Below are 18,101 nucleotides of genomic sequence, written 5' to 3'. Positions count from 1 at the left end.
AGTAGCTCAAGTATAATTTTCACATGCTGATACGTGTATCGTGCGTAAGAATAGATCGGGTATTCAGAAGTAAAAGAGGTGTGTAAGTGAGCAGCATAACAGTGGGCAAGGTACTCAATAACAATGTGATCATTGCCCAGCATCCCCAATATGCCGAGGTAGTGGTGATTGGCAAAGGTATAGGCTTCAACCGCAAATCCCGGGACCGGATCAATCTTTCGTCCGTGGAGAAGATGTTCATCCTGCGGAGCCAGGAGGAGCAGGAGCAATACAAGCAGCTTGTACCGCAGGTGGATGAGAAGCTGATTGAAGTGGTCCAGGAGATTGTGCTGCATATTATGCAGAGCAGCCGCCAGGCGCTTAATGAGCATATCCATATTGCGCTTACGGATCATATCGCCTTTGCCATCCGCAGAAATGAGCAGCATATCCCTATACATAACCCGTTTCTGTATGAGACACGTGAGATGTATCCGGAGGAGTACAGTCTGGCAGAGTATGCGGTGGGGCGGATTAATGATGCGATGAAGGTTACGCTGCCTCCGGATGAGATCGGTTTCGTTGCACTGCATATCGTCAGTGCGCTCAGCAACCGGCACATCTCTGAAGTTAAGCAGCATTCGCAGCTGATCGGGGATCTGGTCGGGCTGGTGGAGGATAATCTGGAATACCGTATTCCGCGCGACTCCCTGGATTATTCGCGGATGGTAACCCATTTGCGGTTTGTGCTGGAGCGGCTGCGCCGGGGGGAGACTGTACGGGAGACCTCGTCGCTTGACGGGCTGATGAAGCGGGAGTATCCGGAGATGTATATGCTTGCCTGGAAGCTTACCAAGGTGATTGAGCAGCGTGTGCGTATTCCTGTATATCCTGCCGAAGTAAGCTATTTGACGATTCATCTGCAGCGTCTTGCCCAGAAGAAGGAAGATGAAGCGGGGATGGAGCCGGAGGAGAATATGTAAGCGATAATTTAGGCTTGCAAGTTGGAATTATCGGTGCTACAATGATCCCTGTTATTACCTAACAGAATACAAACGTGTAACTGATACGATCAGGCATGAGTGATTTACAGTATTACGGTTGTCCAGCCCCAACTCGGGGTATTCTAACTTTAGTGTTAGATGACAATCTGTGTGCTGTATTGCTCATGCCTTTTTTGGCTTCTGTTTGGATGAAACTTATGATTAGGAAGTGACTTTAATGTTCAAGAAACTATTTGGCGTTTTGCAGAGAGTCGGTAAAGCGCTTATGCTGCCTGTTGCCATACTGCCTGCAGCAGGTCTGCTGCTCGGAATCGGGAACATGCTGGTCAATCCGGATTTCCTGCAATATGTGCCGGCACTGGAAAATCATGTGGTTCAGGCAATTGCCACAGTCCTGATGAATTCCGGGCAAATTGTATTTGATAATCTCTCCCTGCTGTTCGCAGTCGGCGTAGCCATCGGGCTGGCCGGAGGTGAAGGTGTAGCCGGACTGGCGGCGATTATCGGCTTCCTGGTTATGAATGTAACCATGGGTACGGTTGTCGGCGTTAACGACTACGTGCTGAGCCTGAAGGACTTTGCGTATTCGCGTGTCCTGGGGATCCCCACGTTGCAGACCGGAGTGTTCGGTGGTATCCTAGTTGGGATATTGGCCGCTTCCATGTACAAAAGGTTCTTCCGTATCGAGCTGCCGTCTTATCTCGGCTTCTTCGCGGGTAAACGTTTCGTACCGATCATGACTGCGGTGACGTCCCTGATACTTGGTCTTGTGCTCACACTGGTGTGGCCTCCGATCCAGCACGGCCTGAACTATGTGTCGCAAAGTATGATCAACACGAACCTGACGCTGTCGGCCTTTATCTTCGGGGTAATCGAGCGGTCCCTGATTCCTTTCGGCCTGCATCATATCTTCTATTCACCGTTCTGGTATGAATTCGGCAGTTATATCGACAAGGCCGGAGATCTGGTCCGCGGGGATCAGCGGATCTTCATGCAGCAGCTTCGCGACGGTGTAGACTTCACGGCGGGTACGTTTACGACGGGTAAATATCCGTTCATGATGTTCGGGCTTCCGGCAGCGGCGCTGGCGATTTATCATGAATCTAAACCTGAGAACAGACGGGTTGTCGGCAGCTTAATGATCTCGGCAGCTCTGACTTCCTTCCTGACTGGTATTACGGAGCCGCTGGAATTCTCCTTCCTGTTCGTAGCTCCGCTGCTGTTCGCTGTACATGCTGTGTTTGCCGGTCTGTCCTTCATGACCATGCACATTCTTAATGTCAAGATCGGTATGACCTTCTCCGGCGGCTTCATTGACTATGTGCTGTTCGGTGTTATCCCGAACCGTACCGCCTGGTGGCTGGTAATTCCGGTAGGTCTGGTGCTGGCAGTGATCTACTACTTCGGGTTCCGCTTTGTCATCCGCAAGTTCAACCTCAAAACTCCGGGCCGTGAAGATGCTTCGGATGATGCTGAAGAAAGTAATACGGCTGATGTATCGCGGGCCGGCGACGACCTGCCGCGCAATATTCTGTCCGCCCTGGGCGGCAAAGAGAATATTACGCATCTGGATGCCTGCATTACACGCCTTCGCGTTGAGGTGAAGGACAAGACGGGTGTTGATAAGAACCGTTTGAAGAAGCTGGGTGCTTCCGGAGTCCTGGAAGTGGGTAACAATGTGCAGGCGATCTTCGGAACCCGTTCCGACACGATCAAATCACAGATCCAGGATGTTATGAACGGCAGAACACCAGCCGCTGCCCCGGCCCCTCAGCCGGAGCTTGAGCAGCAGACTGGCGAAGAGGGGGCAGCAATTGTCCCTGAGGATATTGTGTCGCCTGTAAACGGTGAGCTGCTGGATATTACCGAGGTACCGGATGCGGTCTTCTCACAGAAGATGACCGGAGACGGATTCGCCTTCCTGTCCCATGACGGCAAGATTGCTTCGCCGGTCTACGGTAAGGTCTTTAACGTCTTTCCGAGCAAGCATGCGATCGGCATTATGTCTGACGGCGGCAAGGAAGTACTCGTGCATATCGGTGTGAATACAGTTAAGCTAAAAGGCCAGGGCTTCAATGTTCTGGTAGCAGAAGGCGATCTGGTTGCGGCCGGACAGCCGATTATGGAAGTGGACCTGGAGTATGTGAAGGCGAATGCTCCTTCCATCATCTCTCCGGTGATCTTCTCCAATCTGCCTGAAGGATCTTCAGTAACACTGAAGAAGCCGGGCAAAGTATCCACCGGTGATAAGGACATCATCACCATCCAGTAAAATGTGCAAAGGCGAAGCGCTTCCATTATAATTAAAGGGAGCGCGGCCTTCACCATAAAGTAACTATCCTAAATTAATAGAAAGCGAGTTGGATATTATTATGCAAACAACTTTCAGAATTATTGACGAAGACGGAATTCACGCACGCCCGGCAACAGCCCTGGTAAATACAGCTACAAAATTCAAAGGCACTGAAGCATTCGCAGAAGCCAAAGGTAAAAAAGTAACCCTTAAATCTATCCTGGGCGTTCTGTCCCTGGGCCTTGAAGCCGGAGACACCCTGACCCTGATTACTGAAGGCAGCGAAGAAGCAGAAGCTTTGAGCGCACTGACAGAGATTATGGTTAAAGAAGGGCTGGGAGAAGTTCATGAGTAAAATTTCAGGAATCGCGGCTTCCGCAGGGATTGCAGTAGCCCGTGCCTTTATCCTGGAACATCCGGATTACACGATTACCAAAACAGCAGTAGCTGATGCGGACGCTGAGCTGGCGAAGCTGAATGAGGCTCTGGATAAATCCAGAGCCGAGCTGCAGAGCATCAAAGAGCGTACACTGGCTGAGCTTGGCGAGAAGAAAGCGGAGATCTTTGAATCCCATCTGCTGATTCTTGATGATCCGGAGCTGATTACGCCTGTTATGGATAAAATCCGCGAGGAATCGGTTAATGCGGACTATGCCCTGAATGAAGTTGCCGGACAATTCGTGGAGATGTTCCAGAATATGAAAAGCGCGTACCTGCAGGAACGTGCTGCCGATATGCGTGACGTAACCAAACGGGTCCTGAATCACCTGCTGGGCATTCACTATGTCAGCCCGGCTGAAATCAGTGAAGAGGTTATAGTCATCGCGCTGGATCTGACGCCGTCGGATACAGCTCAGCTTAACCGTAATTTCGTTAAAGGCTTCACCACTAATATCGGCGGCCGTACGTCACACTCGGCGATTATGGCCCGTTCACTGGAAATTCCTGCGGTTGTAGGAACCAAGAACGTATTGTCTCTGGTTAAGGCCGGTGATCTGGTTATCGTGGACGGACTGAACGGCGATGTGCTGATCAATCCGAGTGAAGCTGAAGTGGCAGATTACAAGGCCAAACAAGCTGCATATGACCTGCAAATTGCTGAGTGGAAAAAGCTCCGCGATGAGCCGACTGTATCCGCTGACGGCAAGCATGTCGAGCTGGCTGCCAACATCGGAACTCCAAATGATGTAACAGGTGTAGTGGAGAACGGCGGAGAAGGCGTTGGCCTGTACCGTACCGAATTCCTGTACATGGGCCGCGACAAGCTGCCTTCTGAAGAGATCCAGTACAATGCTTACCGCACTGTGCTTGAGAACATGCAGGGCAAGCCGGTTGTTGTCCGTACGCTGGATATCGGCGGCGACAAAGAACTGCCTTACCTGGAATTGCCTAAGGAAATGAACCCGTTCCTCGGTTTCCGTGCGATCCGTCTGTGTCTGGACCGTCAGGACATCTTCCGCACACAGCTGCGTGCCCTGCTCCGGGCAAGTGCCCATGGTGATCTGCGGATCATGTTCCCGATGATTGCCACACTTGGCGAGTTCCGTGCCGCACGCGATCTGCTGCTGGAAGAGAAAGCCAAGCTGCGTGAAGAAGGCAAGGAAGTCTCTGATCATATCCAGCTGGGTATTATGGTTGAGATTCCTTCGACTGCTGTTCTGGCAGACCAGTTCGCCAAGGAAGTTGATTTCTTCAGTATCGGCACCAATGACCTTATTCAATATACGATGGCTGCGGACCGTATGAATGAGTAGGTATCTTACCTGTATCAGCCATACAACCCGGCAATTCTCCGTCTGGTCAAAATCGTTATCGATGCTGCACACGCCGAGGGCAAATGGACCGGCATGTGCGGTGAAATGGCCGGCGATTCTACAGCGATTCCTCTGCTGCTGGGCCTTGGCCTCGATGAGTTCAGCATGAGTGCAACCTCCATCCTGCCGGCACGCAGCCAGATCTCTAAGCTGTCTGCAGCGGAGATGAAGGAAATGGCTGCCCAGGCGCTGCAGCTTGGCACCGCCGAAGAAGTAGCTGCGCTTGTGAACAGCCGCGTGAAGTAATCCGTTTACTCTTGTTTGACACTTTTCCAACTACTTTTGCCGGCCTCCGATTTAGGGGGCCGGTTTTTTTGGATGATGAGAAGTACCGCTGATCCTCGTAATATGCGACTTTCCCTTACTAAGTTTCCCTCCTTTAATAAATCTCACACAATAGAGGCACCACCTCACTTCGTACGGTCCAAATTGGCGGGAAGAGGGGCACAAATGCCCCTAAATTTCCCCCCTCCCGAGCAGGCCAAATAATGATCCGAGGGACATTTATATAGCATGCACGATAGAATCTGCGGACGGCCCGGAAGATTCCGCAAGGCCGGAACAGTTTTCCCCGGCAGTGTTATTTATAATGAATCTATTACTTCCGGAGGGTGGAACAGTACTTGAACAAATATAGTGCATCACAGATTTATTTGTTTATGGTGTTCATGATGTCACTGGCCAGCAGCACCATATTCACAACCTACAGCATTTATTATGTAACCGAGCTAGGCTTAAGCCCGTTCCAGCTTGTGCTGGTCGGCACGGTTCTGGAAATTACAGTGTTAGTATTCGAAGGAATCACTGGTGTTGTCGCTGATACCTACAGCCGCAAGCTGTCTGTCATCATCGGGATGCTCGTGCTGGGCTGCGCTTTTATATTGGAGGGGAGCATCATCTGGATTATGAAGCTTCCGGAATTGCTGCCTGCCTTTGGCTGGCTGCTGATGTCACAAATACTGTTCGGCCTTGGCTGGACCTTTGTCAGCGGAGCCGATACGGCCTGGATTGTAGACGAGCTGGAGGGAGAAGAGACCGGAAAGCTGTTTATGCGGTCCAAAAGATTTGCACTCAGTGCCTCTCTGCTTGGCATTGCAGCCAGCACTGGACTCTCTGTAATCTCACCGAACCTGCCATTTCTGACGGGCGGGGTCGTCTATCTTCTGCTGGGTCTGCTACTGATCCGGTACATGCAGGAGACAGGGTTCACCCGCCGGGAGCGCGAGCCTCACTCCTCGCCCTTGCGTGAGATGGGCAGAACCTGGGTAAGCGGTGCCTCTGTACTCCGGCAGCATCCGCTGCTTCTGCTGCTTACCGTTGTAACATTGTTTAACGGGGCTGCGTCTGAAGGATATGACCGGCTGTGGCAAATTCATCTCATCGAAGGAGTAGGCTTTCCGGATACCGCCTTATCCATGGCGGCCTGGTTTGGGCTGATCAGCGCAGCAGGTGTACTGCTGGGGCTGGCCGCTGTTTATTTTGCCGAAAAAACTAATGAACTGCAACATGAACGAAAGGTTTCAGCACTGCTGTTCATTCTGGCCACTGTCCGTATGTGCTGTATCGTGCTGCTGGCGCTTGCACCGGACTTCTGGGCGGCAGTCGCTGTGGTGCTGGCTCTGGGCGTAATCCAGTCCATCAGTGATCCGGTCTATACCACCTGGCTGAATGCTAAGCTTCCGGGTAAGAACCGGGCTACCCTGCTGTCGATGATCAGCCAGTCAGATGCTCTTGGGCAAAGTGCCGGAGGACCGGTTGTAGGCTACATCGGCAGCCGCGTGTCTGTCAGAGCATCACTGCTTACGGCAGGTGTTCTCCTCCTTCCGGTTATAGCGTTGTACGGTAAAGTAACACGCAAACGCTAGAATGACAACGCTGAAACGATCTGTTCATAAGCTTAAATACCCGGGACTTATTGCCGATATATAGAGGGTAGCAAGCCGATATAAATCTACCCCGTAACCCAAACCTGTGAACATAATGTTACATATTATAAGATAAACCGGAAGAAGGAACTCTCAGCAACTACCGCTTGCAGAGCCGTGCAAGTATTCCTTTTATAATATGTGGTAATAACTGGATGTTATAGAATGATCAGTTCTTCGCTACAGGCGCGGAGGGTACTAGGATGGTGATCTTGAATGAGCAGTAATTATATAAGTGCAGAATCAGTGATTGAAACATATGAAGGTAAAGACTTAGGGTTATCGTATACTCCGCAGTGCAGCATATTCAAAGTATGGGCACCGACAGCATTTGCCGTCTCGCTTGTCTTGTATGCCACTGGCGGCAACGGAATAGTGTCCCGCAGCGGGGATTACAGGGACGGCGGCCGGATTATCAATATGCGCCGCAGCGACGGTGGAGTCTGGGAGATTACAGTCTCCGGGGATCTCAAGGGCAAGTACTACATGTACCGTGCGGTATTTGCGGACGGGACGATCAATGAGGCCGCAGACCCGTATGCCACGGCCGTGTCGGCTAACGGCGTGCGGACTGCCATTGTAGATCTGCAGGACAGTAATCCGGAAGGCTGGGAACTTGACCGTTCTCCGGTACTTCCGCATCCGGCTGATGCCGTAATCTACGAGCTGCATGTCCGTGATTTCTCGGCGCATGAGAGCTCCGGCCTGAAGCACAAAGGGAAGTTCAAGGCATTTACGGAGACCGGATTGAAGGATTCCGCCGGGCTGGCACTGGGCATTGACCACCTGGCTGAGCTGGGGATTACTCATGTGCATCTGCTGCCGGTATTTGATTATCAGACGGTGGATGAGCTTAGCGTGCCGGGTGAAGCCCCGCGGTCGCCGCTGTTCACAGATTATAACTGGGGTTATGACCCCCAGCACTACAATGTGCCTGAAGGCTCTTACAGCACCGATCCGGCGGATCCGTTAACCCGCATCCGTGAATTTAAGGAGATGGTGCAGGCGCTGCACAGCCGCGGAATTTCGGTCATTATGGATGTGGTCTATAATCATACGTATTCAATTGAACAAGGCCCGTTCCAGCCGCTGGTGCCGGATTATTTCTACCGCCATGATTACAGCGGACGGCTCTCGGACGGTTCTGGAGTCGGGAATGAGCTGGCGACAGAGCTGCCGATGGTCCGCAAATATATTAAGGACTCCTTAGCCTACTGGGCTGCGGAGTACCATATTGACGGGTTCCGTTTTGACCTCATGGGGCTGATGGACAGTGTAACAATGCGTGAGCTCACTGAGCAGCTGCGTCTGGAGATTAATCCGAGCCTGCTGCTCTACGGGGAGCCTTGGACCGGCGGAGAATCTCCGCTGGCTTCCAAGACCCTGAAGGGCGTACAGCGCGGCAAAGGATATGCCGTCTTCAATGATCATTTCCGCTCGGCCATTAAGGGTGACAGTGACGGCTGGGGCAAGGGCTTCGTGACGGGTGAATACGGCAAGGAAGGGGCGGTAGCCTCCGGAATTAAAGGGGCCATCCATGAATTTACCGATTCGCCTGTGGAGACTGTGAACTATGTAACTGCGCATGATAATCTGAATTTGTGGGATAAAATTATCGCCACCCAGGGTCTGCGCCATGAAGCCCGACTGCCGGAGCTGGAGAACGGAAGACTGCGGGGCGGCGGCGATCTGGAAGCCGCACTGGAGCAGGCCGATCCCTATTTCGGTGTGGATCCGCTGGATGTGCTGGACAATGAGACGGTACGCCGCTCTCTGCTGGCCAACGGTATTATCCTTACTTCGCAGGGAGTGCCGTTCCTGCAGGCTGGCGATGAGCTGCTGCGCAGCAAATTCGGTGACCATAACAGCTACCGCAGCCCTGACTGCATTAATGCAATCCGCTGGGAGAACAAGAAGAGGTTCCTTCCGGTGTATCAATATTATAAGGGTCTGATCGGGCTGCGGCGGAGCCATCCGGCATTCCGTCTGCATGGACGGCAGGCAATTGAGCGCTCGCTGGAATTTCTCCGCTGTGAGGACGGTGTGGTAGCCTATATGCTGAAGAATCATGCCGGCGGAGATGTCTGGAGCAATATCGTTGTGATCTTCAATGCCAATATGGGATCTGTAATGCAGAGTCTTCCTGAAACATCAGGCTGCTGGAATATTGTAGTCGATCATACCCATGCCGGGTCTGAGGCATTCCGGCAAGCCGAGGGCGGCAGCGTAGAGGTTGCCGGCTTGTCGATGATGGTTCTGTACGATAAATACGGTGAGGCCGGTCCGCGGTCGAAGATAGTAGAGGTTCATTATGAACGGCCGGACGGGGATTACCGCGGCTGGAACCTCTGGGTCTGGGGCACAGGCATTCAGGATGGCCAGCAGGACTTCCGGCACATGGAGGATGGTCATGCAGTAGCGCGGATTGAAGTGCTCCCCGGTACTGCTTCAATCGGATATATTCTGCGGCTTAATGACTGGGAAGAGAAGGACGGAAGCGGTGACCGCTTCATCGACTGCTCCGGCATTGAAGAGCCGGTGAAGGTGATGGTCAGTGAACGCCAGCAGGCGCTTGCAGGCAGTGCGGACGAAACGCTGCCGATGATCAGCTAGATAGAAGCAACCATAAACAGGGTTGTTCCCGGATTGCCGCTTGATGGTAATTCTCCGGAACAACCCTGTTTGAATTTGTCTTCGGACCCAGGAAATCACTTGGATATACATCCGCAGCTGTGTCTCACTTTAGGGTGAGATTTTAACCCTTGGGCTGATTGGTATACGGTTCATCGACGGTCAGGCTGTATAAGTTAGCTTCATTGCCGCCATGATTCTTGGAGCGGTACATCGCCAGGTCAGCGGCACGGAGCAATTCATTGATGCTGCTGCCATGCTGCGGGTAGAGGGCTACGCCAATGCTGGCAGAGGTGTGAAAGCTGGAGCCTTTGTTGACTGACCACGATTTATTGAACAGCTGCAGCAGGCGCTGCAGCATTTCATCCAGCATTTCCGGGTTAGTAAAACGGTGCAGGACAACTGCAAATTCGTCGCCGCCGATCCGGAAAGCCTGGCCGGAGCCTTTGACCGTCTGCTGCAGCTCCCGTGAGAGCAATTGGAGGAACTCATCCCCCGCCAGATGGCCAAGGGTATCATTGAGCTGTTTGAATCTGTCGCAATCCAGCAGGGCCAGGGCAATCTCCTGTCTGCGTTCCTCCGGCTGGCTGATCAGATTCTCCATATACATTTTGAAATGGGCACGGTTGGGAATGGCTGTCAGATGATCATAAAAGGCCAGCTTATGCAGCCGTTCCTCGTATTGCTTACGCTGCGTAATCTCCCGTGAGACAAGCATGAACTGTGCCGGAAAAGCCCGGCTGCCGGAAATCGGGGTTACTTTGGTCTCCAGCCACACCCAGTGTCCTTCCGAAGAACGCATCCGCAGCTCGGACATCCGTGGAGTAGACTGGACAACGCTCTTCAGCTTGGCCCAGGAAATCTCGGCTTCACGGATATAGTTGGAGAGCGGTGCCCCCTTGCTTGGCACATAGCCCAGTACACTGGTATGGGAGGGCGAGGCATACAGGATCAGCCCGTTAGGGTCGGTAAGGATAATGAAATCGGACATCGTTTCACCGATCAGCTGATAGAGTGATTTCTCCTCCAGCATTTCGTTCTGCAGTGAGATCAGCCTGCGGCAGAGATAAATGATAACCAGCACCAGAAGGAACAGGAATAATGAATAGACACCGAACATGGAGCTTTTGAGGTTCTTGAACTCAAGCAGGACCTGCCGGGCATAGCTGTCAATCAGCTCTTCGGCATTATCCAGCGTAGAGCGGACTTCGTTCAGCTCCGTATGAAGCGCCAGGAGGGAGAATGAGTCAGGATTCCAGCCGCTCTGAGCCCGCTCTGAGATCACTTCCCGGCCGCCCTCCTTCCATTGCTCCAGTGAAATCCCGAATTGTTTCAGCTCAGCCCTCAGCGCATTGAGCAGCTGCTCACTTTGCTTCATGCCATTATAAGGGATGGTTACCGCATCCAGATTGTAGCTGGCAGTGCTGATCCGCTGCTGGGCCTGGGCATTATTATCCTCGAATTCCTGGGACAGCACACTCCGCTGCTCCGCTGTAATATTACTGCTTACCGAAGTCTGCAGTGCGATGGCAGCCTGATACAGATCACGGTCGGCATTAAGAATCAGCTCGGAATTCTGGTAAACATCGCTATATAAGGAGTCCGATAATTTGTTCATCGTATAGTTCAGGTACAGCAGGGAGGCGATGCTTGCGCCGACCAGAAGAACGGAGATGGAGGTGAATAGAAGGATCAATCTGCGTGTACTCGAGTTTTCGGAAAAAAATGCCATTGTTATCCTCTCCCCGCATAGAACTTTTGCGAAATGTACTGCTGTATCCTTGATGCATGCGGAACTTGTCCTTATGCGGAAAATAGCCTTTGCAGGCATGATAAAGAGAGTATGTACAGGCGTGTCTTGGAGCTTGGGGAGTATGAGCTGTTCCTCATCCGGAGTATTGCTGAAATAAATAATAAGCCTCAGCATATCCTGCTGCCGGAAGGCCGGTTCATGAAATAAACCCTGCCACCGGGAAGGAGTCCGCCTGAGACATACTGCCAACTTTCAATTTAACAATTATGTATAACCTGCCACTACCTAAGATATTCTGTTCTTTGAGTCCTATTACCCACATTTACTGCAAACGATACCCCCTGTAATCAATTTAGCATCATTTTTATTTTTTTCTGCCGGAACATAAAAATCCGCCAGCCTCAAAAAAAGATCTGAGACTGGCGGATTTTTGGCAAAGCCCATAGGCCTAACGGTTATAAAGCGGTTTGTTATTCGCTTCTGAGCGCGTAAATCGGCCGCATTCTTGCTGCCTTATTGGCGGGAATCATCCCGAAGACTACTCCGATGATCAAGGAGAAGCAGAAGGAGATCAGTACCATATTCCAGGATGTCGCCACATTTAAAGTGGAATATTTCCCGACAGCCCAGCTTGCGCCAAGTCCCAGGCCGACTCCTATCAGACCTCCTGTTCCGCTCAGGACTACCGACTCTATCATGAACTGCATCATAATGTTCATTTTCTTAGCCCCAATTGCTTTACGGATACCAATCTCACGCGTCCGCTCATTTACGGAGACAATCATTATGTTCATTATACCTATGCCGCCGACAAATAATGAGATCCCGGCGATGCCGCCGAGTGCCAGAGAGAGTGTAGCACTGGTCTCATTCACTGTTTCCAGCATTTCCTGCGAATCGAATACCGAGTAGGAGTTCTCGGCACCGCTGAACTTGGCATCCAGGGTGGACTCCAGCTTGGTTTTTACATCCTCCACATTGTCATTTGAGGTTGTGGTGATTGTAATGGAGCGGACCCCCTTGCTCTGGAGAAAACGTTCTGCCGTAGATATCGGAATCAGGATTTTCTCATCGCTGGAGCCGCCGCTGGTGGAGCCTTTGCTCTCGAGCAGGCCGACGATTTTGAAGCTGCTGCCGTTAAGCTGGACCTTCTGGCCGACAGGATCATCCGTACCAAACAGATCCTCTGCCGTATCTGATCCGATTAAAGCGACCTTCTGGCGGTATTCTGTATCAATCTCCAGCAGGAACCTTCCGGATTGGACATGGAAATCCTGAACATCCTCATAGGCAGGTGTAATTCCCTCTACGGATACAGAGACGTTCTCTGTTCCGTTCTTGGCAGTAACATTGCCGCTGATTACAGGAGACACATTCTCGACTCCTTCAATCTCTTTGAGAGCTAAGGCCTCCTCATAGGTTAGGGAAGTGGTAGCGCCGCGTCCCATAATGTTGACTGTCAGCTGGTTGGTCCCGAGGGAGCTCAAGGACTCTGTGATTTGCGAAGTTGTCCCCTGCCCGACAGAGACAAGGGCAATAACAGAGGAGACCCCGATAATTATGCCCAGCATCGTGAGGAATGCTCTTATTTTACTGCTGAGGATGCTCTTGAAGGCCATTTTCATACTCTGATACAGCATCATGATTGGGACACTCTCCGATCCTCTACAAGATCACCATCCTGAATCCGGATAATCCGTTTAGCCTGCTCGGCGATTTCAAGGTCATGCGTGATCAGTATAATAGTGTGTCCTTGCTGATTAAGCTCCTTGATCATCTCCAGAACTTCCTTGCCTGTCTTGGAATCGAGCGCACCGGTAGGTTCATCGGCAAGGAGAATCGGGGGAGCGCCGGCAAGAGCGCGGGCGATAGCCACACGCTGCTGCTGACCTCCGGACAGCTCGGACGGACGGTGATCAATTCTGCTCTCCAGGCCCACTCTGACGAGGGCACTTGTGGCGATTTCCCGGCGCTCGCGATGCGACATTCCCCGGTAGATCAGAGGCAGCTCCACATTCTCTACTGCCGATAATTTCGGCAGCAGATTGAAGTTCTGGAAGATGAAACCGATCTTCTCATTGCGGATTTGCGCCAGTCTGTTATCTGACAATTTGCGGATCTCCTGGCCGTCCAGGAAATAATCCCCTTCATTTGCCACATCAAGGCAGCCCAGCATGTTCATCAGAGTGGACTTCCCTGAGCCCGAGGGTCCGATGATGGCAACGAATTCACCGTAATCAATGTTGAAGGTGAGGCCCTTGAGGATCGTCATCGATTCTCCGGCCATTGTATAGCTGTGCTGCAGATTTATAACCCGGATTAACGGTTGTGAGGAACTCATCGTCCACCACCACCTCCGCTGAACCCGCCGCCGCCACCGCCGGAAGGCATTCCGCCGCCGCCGCTGAAGCCGCCGGTCATACCGCCGCCGAAGCCGCCGCCCATGCCGCCCTGCATCTGGGTCTGCTGGCTGGAAGAGCTGCCTGTCGAGATGACAGTTGGGATAATAACCTCATCCCCTTCATTTAAGCCGCTGACAATTTCGATGCTGCTCTCATTGTGAATGCCCACTTCAACGGCAACCCGCTTCTGGCCGGATGCTGTGCTGGTACCGGTTCTGCCGCCGGCTGTGCCGCCTGTGAACCCGCCGCCGTAACCGCCACCGCGTGCGCCTCTGCCGCCGCTTTGGCCTTCGCCGCCCTGCCATTCCCCGCCGGCAGCCTGACTGCCAGCCATATCGCCGCTTGGAGGACCGCCTGCTGCATCTCCGCTTGGGAACTGGCCGCCGGATTCATCCCCGCTAGGGGCCTGGCCGCCAGCAGCATCGCTGCTGCCTGCTGCTGCACCTGTGTCGCCTTCGCTCACAGGCACATTTACGAAATATTTGCCGCCCACTTCAGATACCGCTTCAATCGGAACGGTCAGAATATCCGTTTTCTCTTCAATCGTAATTGCCACTTCTGCGGACATGCCGACAAGCACACCCTCCGAGTCATTCAGCCCGACTGTAACATTGAATAAGGAGACACCGTTAGAAGAGGTTCCTTCTTTGGCGATATCAATAACCTTGCCGGCGAACTCCTTATCCTCAAGAGCATCAAGGGTAATTGTTGACGCCTGATCGAGCTTAATCTGGGGGATATCCAGCTCGTCTACCTGCACGGTTACACTTAAGTTCACATAGTCAGTCATAGTGAACAGCTCAGAACCGTTCTGGGCCTGCTCGCCGTCTGTAATGTTAACTGCGGTAATTGTTCCGTCAATAGGCGCAGTGAGCGGGTCCGGCGGAACCATGTCCTCATGAATATCGGCAATGGATTCCTGCTGCTCGGCAATGTCACTGTTAGCCTTGTCGATGGCCGTTTTGGCCGACTCCAGCTCTTCATCCGAGCCGTTATTCATCGCCAGTGTCTTGTAATTTTCCTGCTTGTTCGCAAGCTCTGTCTTGAGATTAGCCAGGGACTTCTCGGCTGTCTTCAGCTTATCCTCCATATCCGCCGCTACGAAGGTGATCAGCACATCGCCTTTCTTGACAACATCACCTTTCTTAACCATTACCGTATCCACTTCACCGGCTTCCTTGGTGCGGATGCTCTCACTGTTGATCGCCGAGACTGAACCGGAGCCCGAGACTCCGACGAGAATATCCCCTTTAGTTACAGCAGAGGTATTCAGCGGAGCGGCATTCACCTGCTTGCCCGAATCCGGCCAGAATACATAGCTCAAAACACCTGCAATAGCAATGACAACAACAGCTGAGGAGATAATAATTTTCTTCTTCTTTTTCATTCCGATCCTCCATCTTGCTCAAATATGATAAGGGTGTGCCTTGCCAGTATCTCCAATGCTTAAGAGCCGCTCTCACTGGTGCTGCCTGTACCTGTACCCGTGCCTGCAGATGCTGCAGTGTCAGTAGTGGAGGTTGCTTTGGTTACAACGTCAATGGAGTACACCTGTCCGCCAAGTTCTGTCCGCTGGCCCTGGAATTCGTCGTACAAGGTGAGCTTGTAAGTACCGCCGCTCAGGTTTTTGAAGAGAGTATTCGTAATGGTTGTGGTGTAGGAGCTGTAATTGCCTACCATCAGATCTGTCCCGAGCGACAGGGTTTTCTCGAAATATTGTCCATAAGGATCCGTGATGTGCAGAACCAGTTTATGGTCAAATGCTCCCATCTGGTAAGTTGTGTCCCGCGTAAGATTGTAGTTAAAGGCTATCGCCAGACTGGTAGTTCCCGCTGTTATGGTGCCTGTAGAATTGGAAACCGCCAGCGTATAAGGATACAGGGACACCGAGGTCAGATTAGAAGCTGGTTCAGGTATCGCTGGTGTCAGAGTCAACGCTGAAGTATTCACATAAGCTGTAGCAGCAGTTCCGGCTGTTGTCAGCTTGCCGCCTGCAATCTCCTGGCTGACATACAGCTGAAGGCCGCTGGTATCAACGCCTGCCGGGATATTCGCCCAGAAGGTGACCAGAGTCTTGCCTGCCGGACTGGTCGATGCATCCGACTGGACTGTAGTAGCCTCGAAATACTGCCCGTCTGCTGTTTTGAATTGCCCGTCAAGACGGGAAAGATCGCTCTGCCGGGTCTCTTCACTGCTCATTTCCACTTCACTGTAAATAAGATTATTGCTGGTTCCGCTGTAAACAGTGGTCGAGCGCTCCTTCACGCTGGCTTGTTTGCCGGTTGAGGTAATCTTGAATGATTCACCTGCGGCCAGAGGCGTAATCCCGCTGCTGAACCCGTCGGTTGTACCAAGGGAGAGGAACTGGACAGTGCCGGTGCCTGAGGCTTCCTGCAGGATGATCTGGGCCTGGCTGAAATTAAGCGAATAAGGCACACGGGCAAGAACCGTAAGCTGGGTACTGCCTCCAGGTGCAAGCACAGTACTGGTATTCTCGTTATACAGCTGCGAGGAAGCGCTCAGATCGCTCTGATCGACTTTAATAACACCGGTGAGTGCCGGCAAAGTAATAGTTTTGGAAGAATGGTTACTGATGCTGACCTTAGCCTGTACAAGATCTTCGCTGCCCCATGGCAGCCGCTGCAGGGAATTCAGCGTGACTCCGAAGGTGCCGTAGCTGTTGGTGATGCTGTTCTCGGTGGCAATATGGGTATTGCTCTCCAGTGAATAAGGGATCTTGAAATAGGCGACAGGTAAAATAACTTTCGTGGTACTGCTGCTGTTACTATCACCGCTGCCGTTGCTGCTGCTGGCCGCAGGAGCAACCATTTGCAGCTCCAGCGTATCCTGATTCAGCTCCAGCGGAACACTGGCAGTCAGCTCAATCAGCTTCTCCTCCAGCGGCTTCAGGGTCAGGCTGTTAAACGCCGTAGTTGTAACCGGGAAGGTGTAGCCTTCCGCTGATTTGACGGCAAGCTCATAGGCAGGCAAAGTAACTGCTTTGCTGCCGGTATTTTTCACGCGGAACTGATAGCTCCAGACGCCGTTTCCGTTATCCGCATGCACACCTGCTTTCATCAGCTGCATGTCAATAATATTGCTGTCGATGGACACCTTCTTGGTGTAACCCGCTGCCACTGTGAAGTTAGCTGTGCCTGCAGCAGGCAGGGCATACATGGCCACCGGGAGATAGAGCTTAAGCCCTTCATCCAGCTTGGCTACCTGCAGAGTCATCTTGGTTACGTTCATGTAAACGGGAATCTCGGTCATATAATAGAGAGTTTTCTTCTCCTGAGGCTGAACCTTGTACTCCGAGCTGCTGTCGTCGAGCGTTAGTGTGAAGGTAGAACCGCCTGAGGATTTGAGATATAAGCTGTATCCGGGGTCAGTAAGCACTTTGGTACCCAGATTCGTCAGGCTCACCCCTACTTTGGCGTAGGCTTTGCCGTTATATTTGTAGATCTGCACGGATTCGGCCTTCGTGTTGACAGGGATGCCGCTGAGCTGAACTTTTTTGGTCTCGCCAGTCAGTGCCGAGAGAGAATAATTAGCAGGAACCGTGAAGGTGCCGATGCGCTGTTCGTAATTCGCGGCGCTGAAATTCCAGCCGTACATATTAATTTTTAACCCTTTGGCTGAGCTGACGCTTCCGATATTTACATAATATGTAATGCTGGTGCTTTGCTTCGCAGCGATCTTCTTGACACTGCTGTCTGCGCTGATTGCGGTTCCCTTAATGAGGCTGCCGCTGGCCGTTGCAACCTTGGAGAAATAGTTCACCAGATTGACGCTGCTGCTGGAATTGTTGGTGTAAGTGAGTGTATAAGTGAGAATATTTCCGCCCGTCTGGCTGAAAATCCCAACCTCGCCAAGCTTGACGCTTAGTGCAGTTCCGAGCTTAATGGAGCTTAGGCTGTTTAATGTAGAGATTTCTGTTACTGCGGCTGCAGAGGTGCTGGCTGTGGCGGCATATGCCGTTGTCCCGGTTATCCCCGCGAGTTGACTTGCAGCAAATGTACTGAGTAGCAGCAGGACAAATGCCTTTCTTCGTTTGTGCATGAAATTCCCTCCCTGTATAAAAGCCGGCACTTCCGGAAGCTGCCGCACCTGAAATGCGGACAGCCAGGCTTTTCTATTTAGGAAAATTATCAAATCTGGCTGAATGTTCGCTGAAAAAAGCTTCCTCAAACCGCCCTGAAGCTTAAAGGAAGCTTAAAGGAAGATAAAAAATAGCCTAAATTTATGCAACTTGTCAAAGCTGTAGTTTTTGCATATAATAAAAAGGCATATCTTCAGTTCG

At 52.0% G+C, this 18,101-nt stretch carries 11 protein-coding genes and 1 pseudogene; 6 read left to right on the top strand and 6 right to left on the bottom strand.

All coding sequences use genetic code 11. The features are described from left to right. Positions 1-86: 86 nt before the first annotated feature. From glcT to pulA, 6 genes and pseudogenes are all read left to right on the top strand, one after another. Positions 87-962: a glucose PTS transporter transcription antiterminator GlcT gene (gene glcT, locus LOS79_RS15565; protein WP_315421422.1), complete on the top strand. Its 876-nt coding sequence runs from the start codon at positions 87-89 to the stop codon at positions 960-962. 238 nt (positions 963-1,200) lie between these two features. Then, positions 1,201-3,255, top strand: a complete 2,055-nt coding sequence (gene ptsG / locus LOS79_RS15560) for a glucose-specific PTS transporter subunit IIBC (protein WP_315421420.1) — start codon at positions 1,201-1,203, stop codon at positions 3,253-3,255. A gap of 100 nt (positions 3,256-3,355) precedes the next feature. After that, entirely contained in the window at positions 3,356-3,631 is a 276-nt protein-coding gene (locus tag LOS79_RS15555; RefSeq protein WP_315421418.1) for an HPr family phosphocarrier protein, read from the top strand. After that, positions 3,624-5,336, top strand: a pseudogene (gene ptsP, locus LOS79_RS15550) (phosphoenolpyruvate--protein phosphotransferase). Before LOS79_RS15555 ends, ptsP begins: the two are co-directional and overlap by 8 nt. Before the next feature lie 377 nt (positions 5,337-5,713). After that, positions 5,714-6,955, top strand: a complete 1,242-nt coding sequence (locus tag LOS79_RS15545) for an MFS transporter (RefSeq protein ID WP_315421416.1) — start codon at positions 5,714-5,716, stop codon at positions 6,953-6,955. Between the two features lie 276 nt (positions 6,956-7,231). After that, complete coding sequence (gene pulA, locus LOS79_RS15540; protein WP_315421414.1) at positions 7,232-9,628, top strand: type I pullulanase; 2,397 nt, start codon at positions 7,232-7,234, stop codon at positions 9,626-9,628. Between the two features lie 142 nt (positions 9,629-9,770). Here pulA and LOS79_RS15535 read toward each other — a convergent pair whose 3' ends face one another. The 6 genes from LOS79_RS15535 to LOS79_RS15510 form a co-directional block, all read right to left on the bottom strand. Beyond that, positions 9,771-11,378 (bottom strand): diguanylate cyclase domain-containing protein, encoded by a 1,608-nt coding sequence (locus tag LOS79_RS15535; RefSeq protein WP_315421412.1) that lies wholly within the window; start codon positions 11,376-11,378, stop codon positions 9,771-9,773. Positions 11,379-11,711: 333 nt separating this feature from the next. Then, the gene (locus LOS79_RS15530; protein WP_315421410.1) at positions 11,712-11,843 is read right to left on the bottom strand and encodes a hypothetical protein; all 132 of its coding nucleotides are present in this window, start codon (positions 11,841-11,843) and stop codon (positions 11,712-11,714) included. Between the two features lie 26 nt (positions 11,844-11,869). After that, on the bottom strand, positions 11,870-13,042 hold the full coding sequence (locus LOS79_RS15525; protein ID WP_315421407.1) for an ABC transporter permease: 1,173 nt from the start codon (positions 13,040-13,042) through the stop codon (positions 11,870-11,872). Further along, positions 13,039-13,740 (bottom strand): ABC transporter ATP-binding protein, encoded by a 702-nt coding sequence (locus tag LOS79_RS15520; RefSeq protein ID WP_315421405.1) that lies wholly within the window; start codon positions 13,738-13,740, stop codon positions 13,039-13,041. Before LOS79_RS15520 ends, LOS79_RS15525 begins: the two co-directional genes overlap by 4 nt. Next, positions 13,737-15,188: an efflux RND transporter periplasmic adaptor subunit gene (locus tag LOS79_RS15515; protein WP_315421403.1), complete on the bottom strand. Its 1,452-nt coding sequence runs from the start codon at positions 15,186-15,188 to the stop codon at positions 13,737-13,739. The genes LOS79_RS15520 and LOS79_RS15515 overlap by 4 nt, the downstream gene beginning before the upstream one ends. Positions 15,189-15,247: 59 nt before the next feature. Beyond that, positions 15,248-17,860, bottom strand: coding sequence for a hypothetical protein (locus LOS79_RS15510; protein ID WP_315421401.1), 2,613 nt, complete (start codon positions 17,858-17,860; stop codon positions 15,248-15,250). Positions 17,861-18,101: the final 241 nt, after the last annotated feature.

Source organism: Paenibacillus sp. MMS20-IR301 (genome assembly GCF_032302195.1).
GTDB lineage: Bacteria > Bacillota > Bacilli > Paenibacillales > Paenibacillaceae > Paenibacillus_AQ.
Note: the sequence above shows the minus strand (reverse complement) of the source record. Positions and strands in the feature narration are given on the sequence as shown.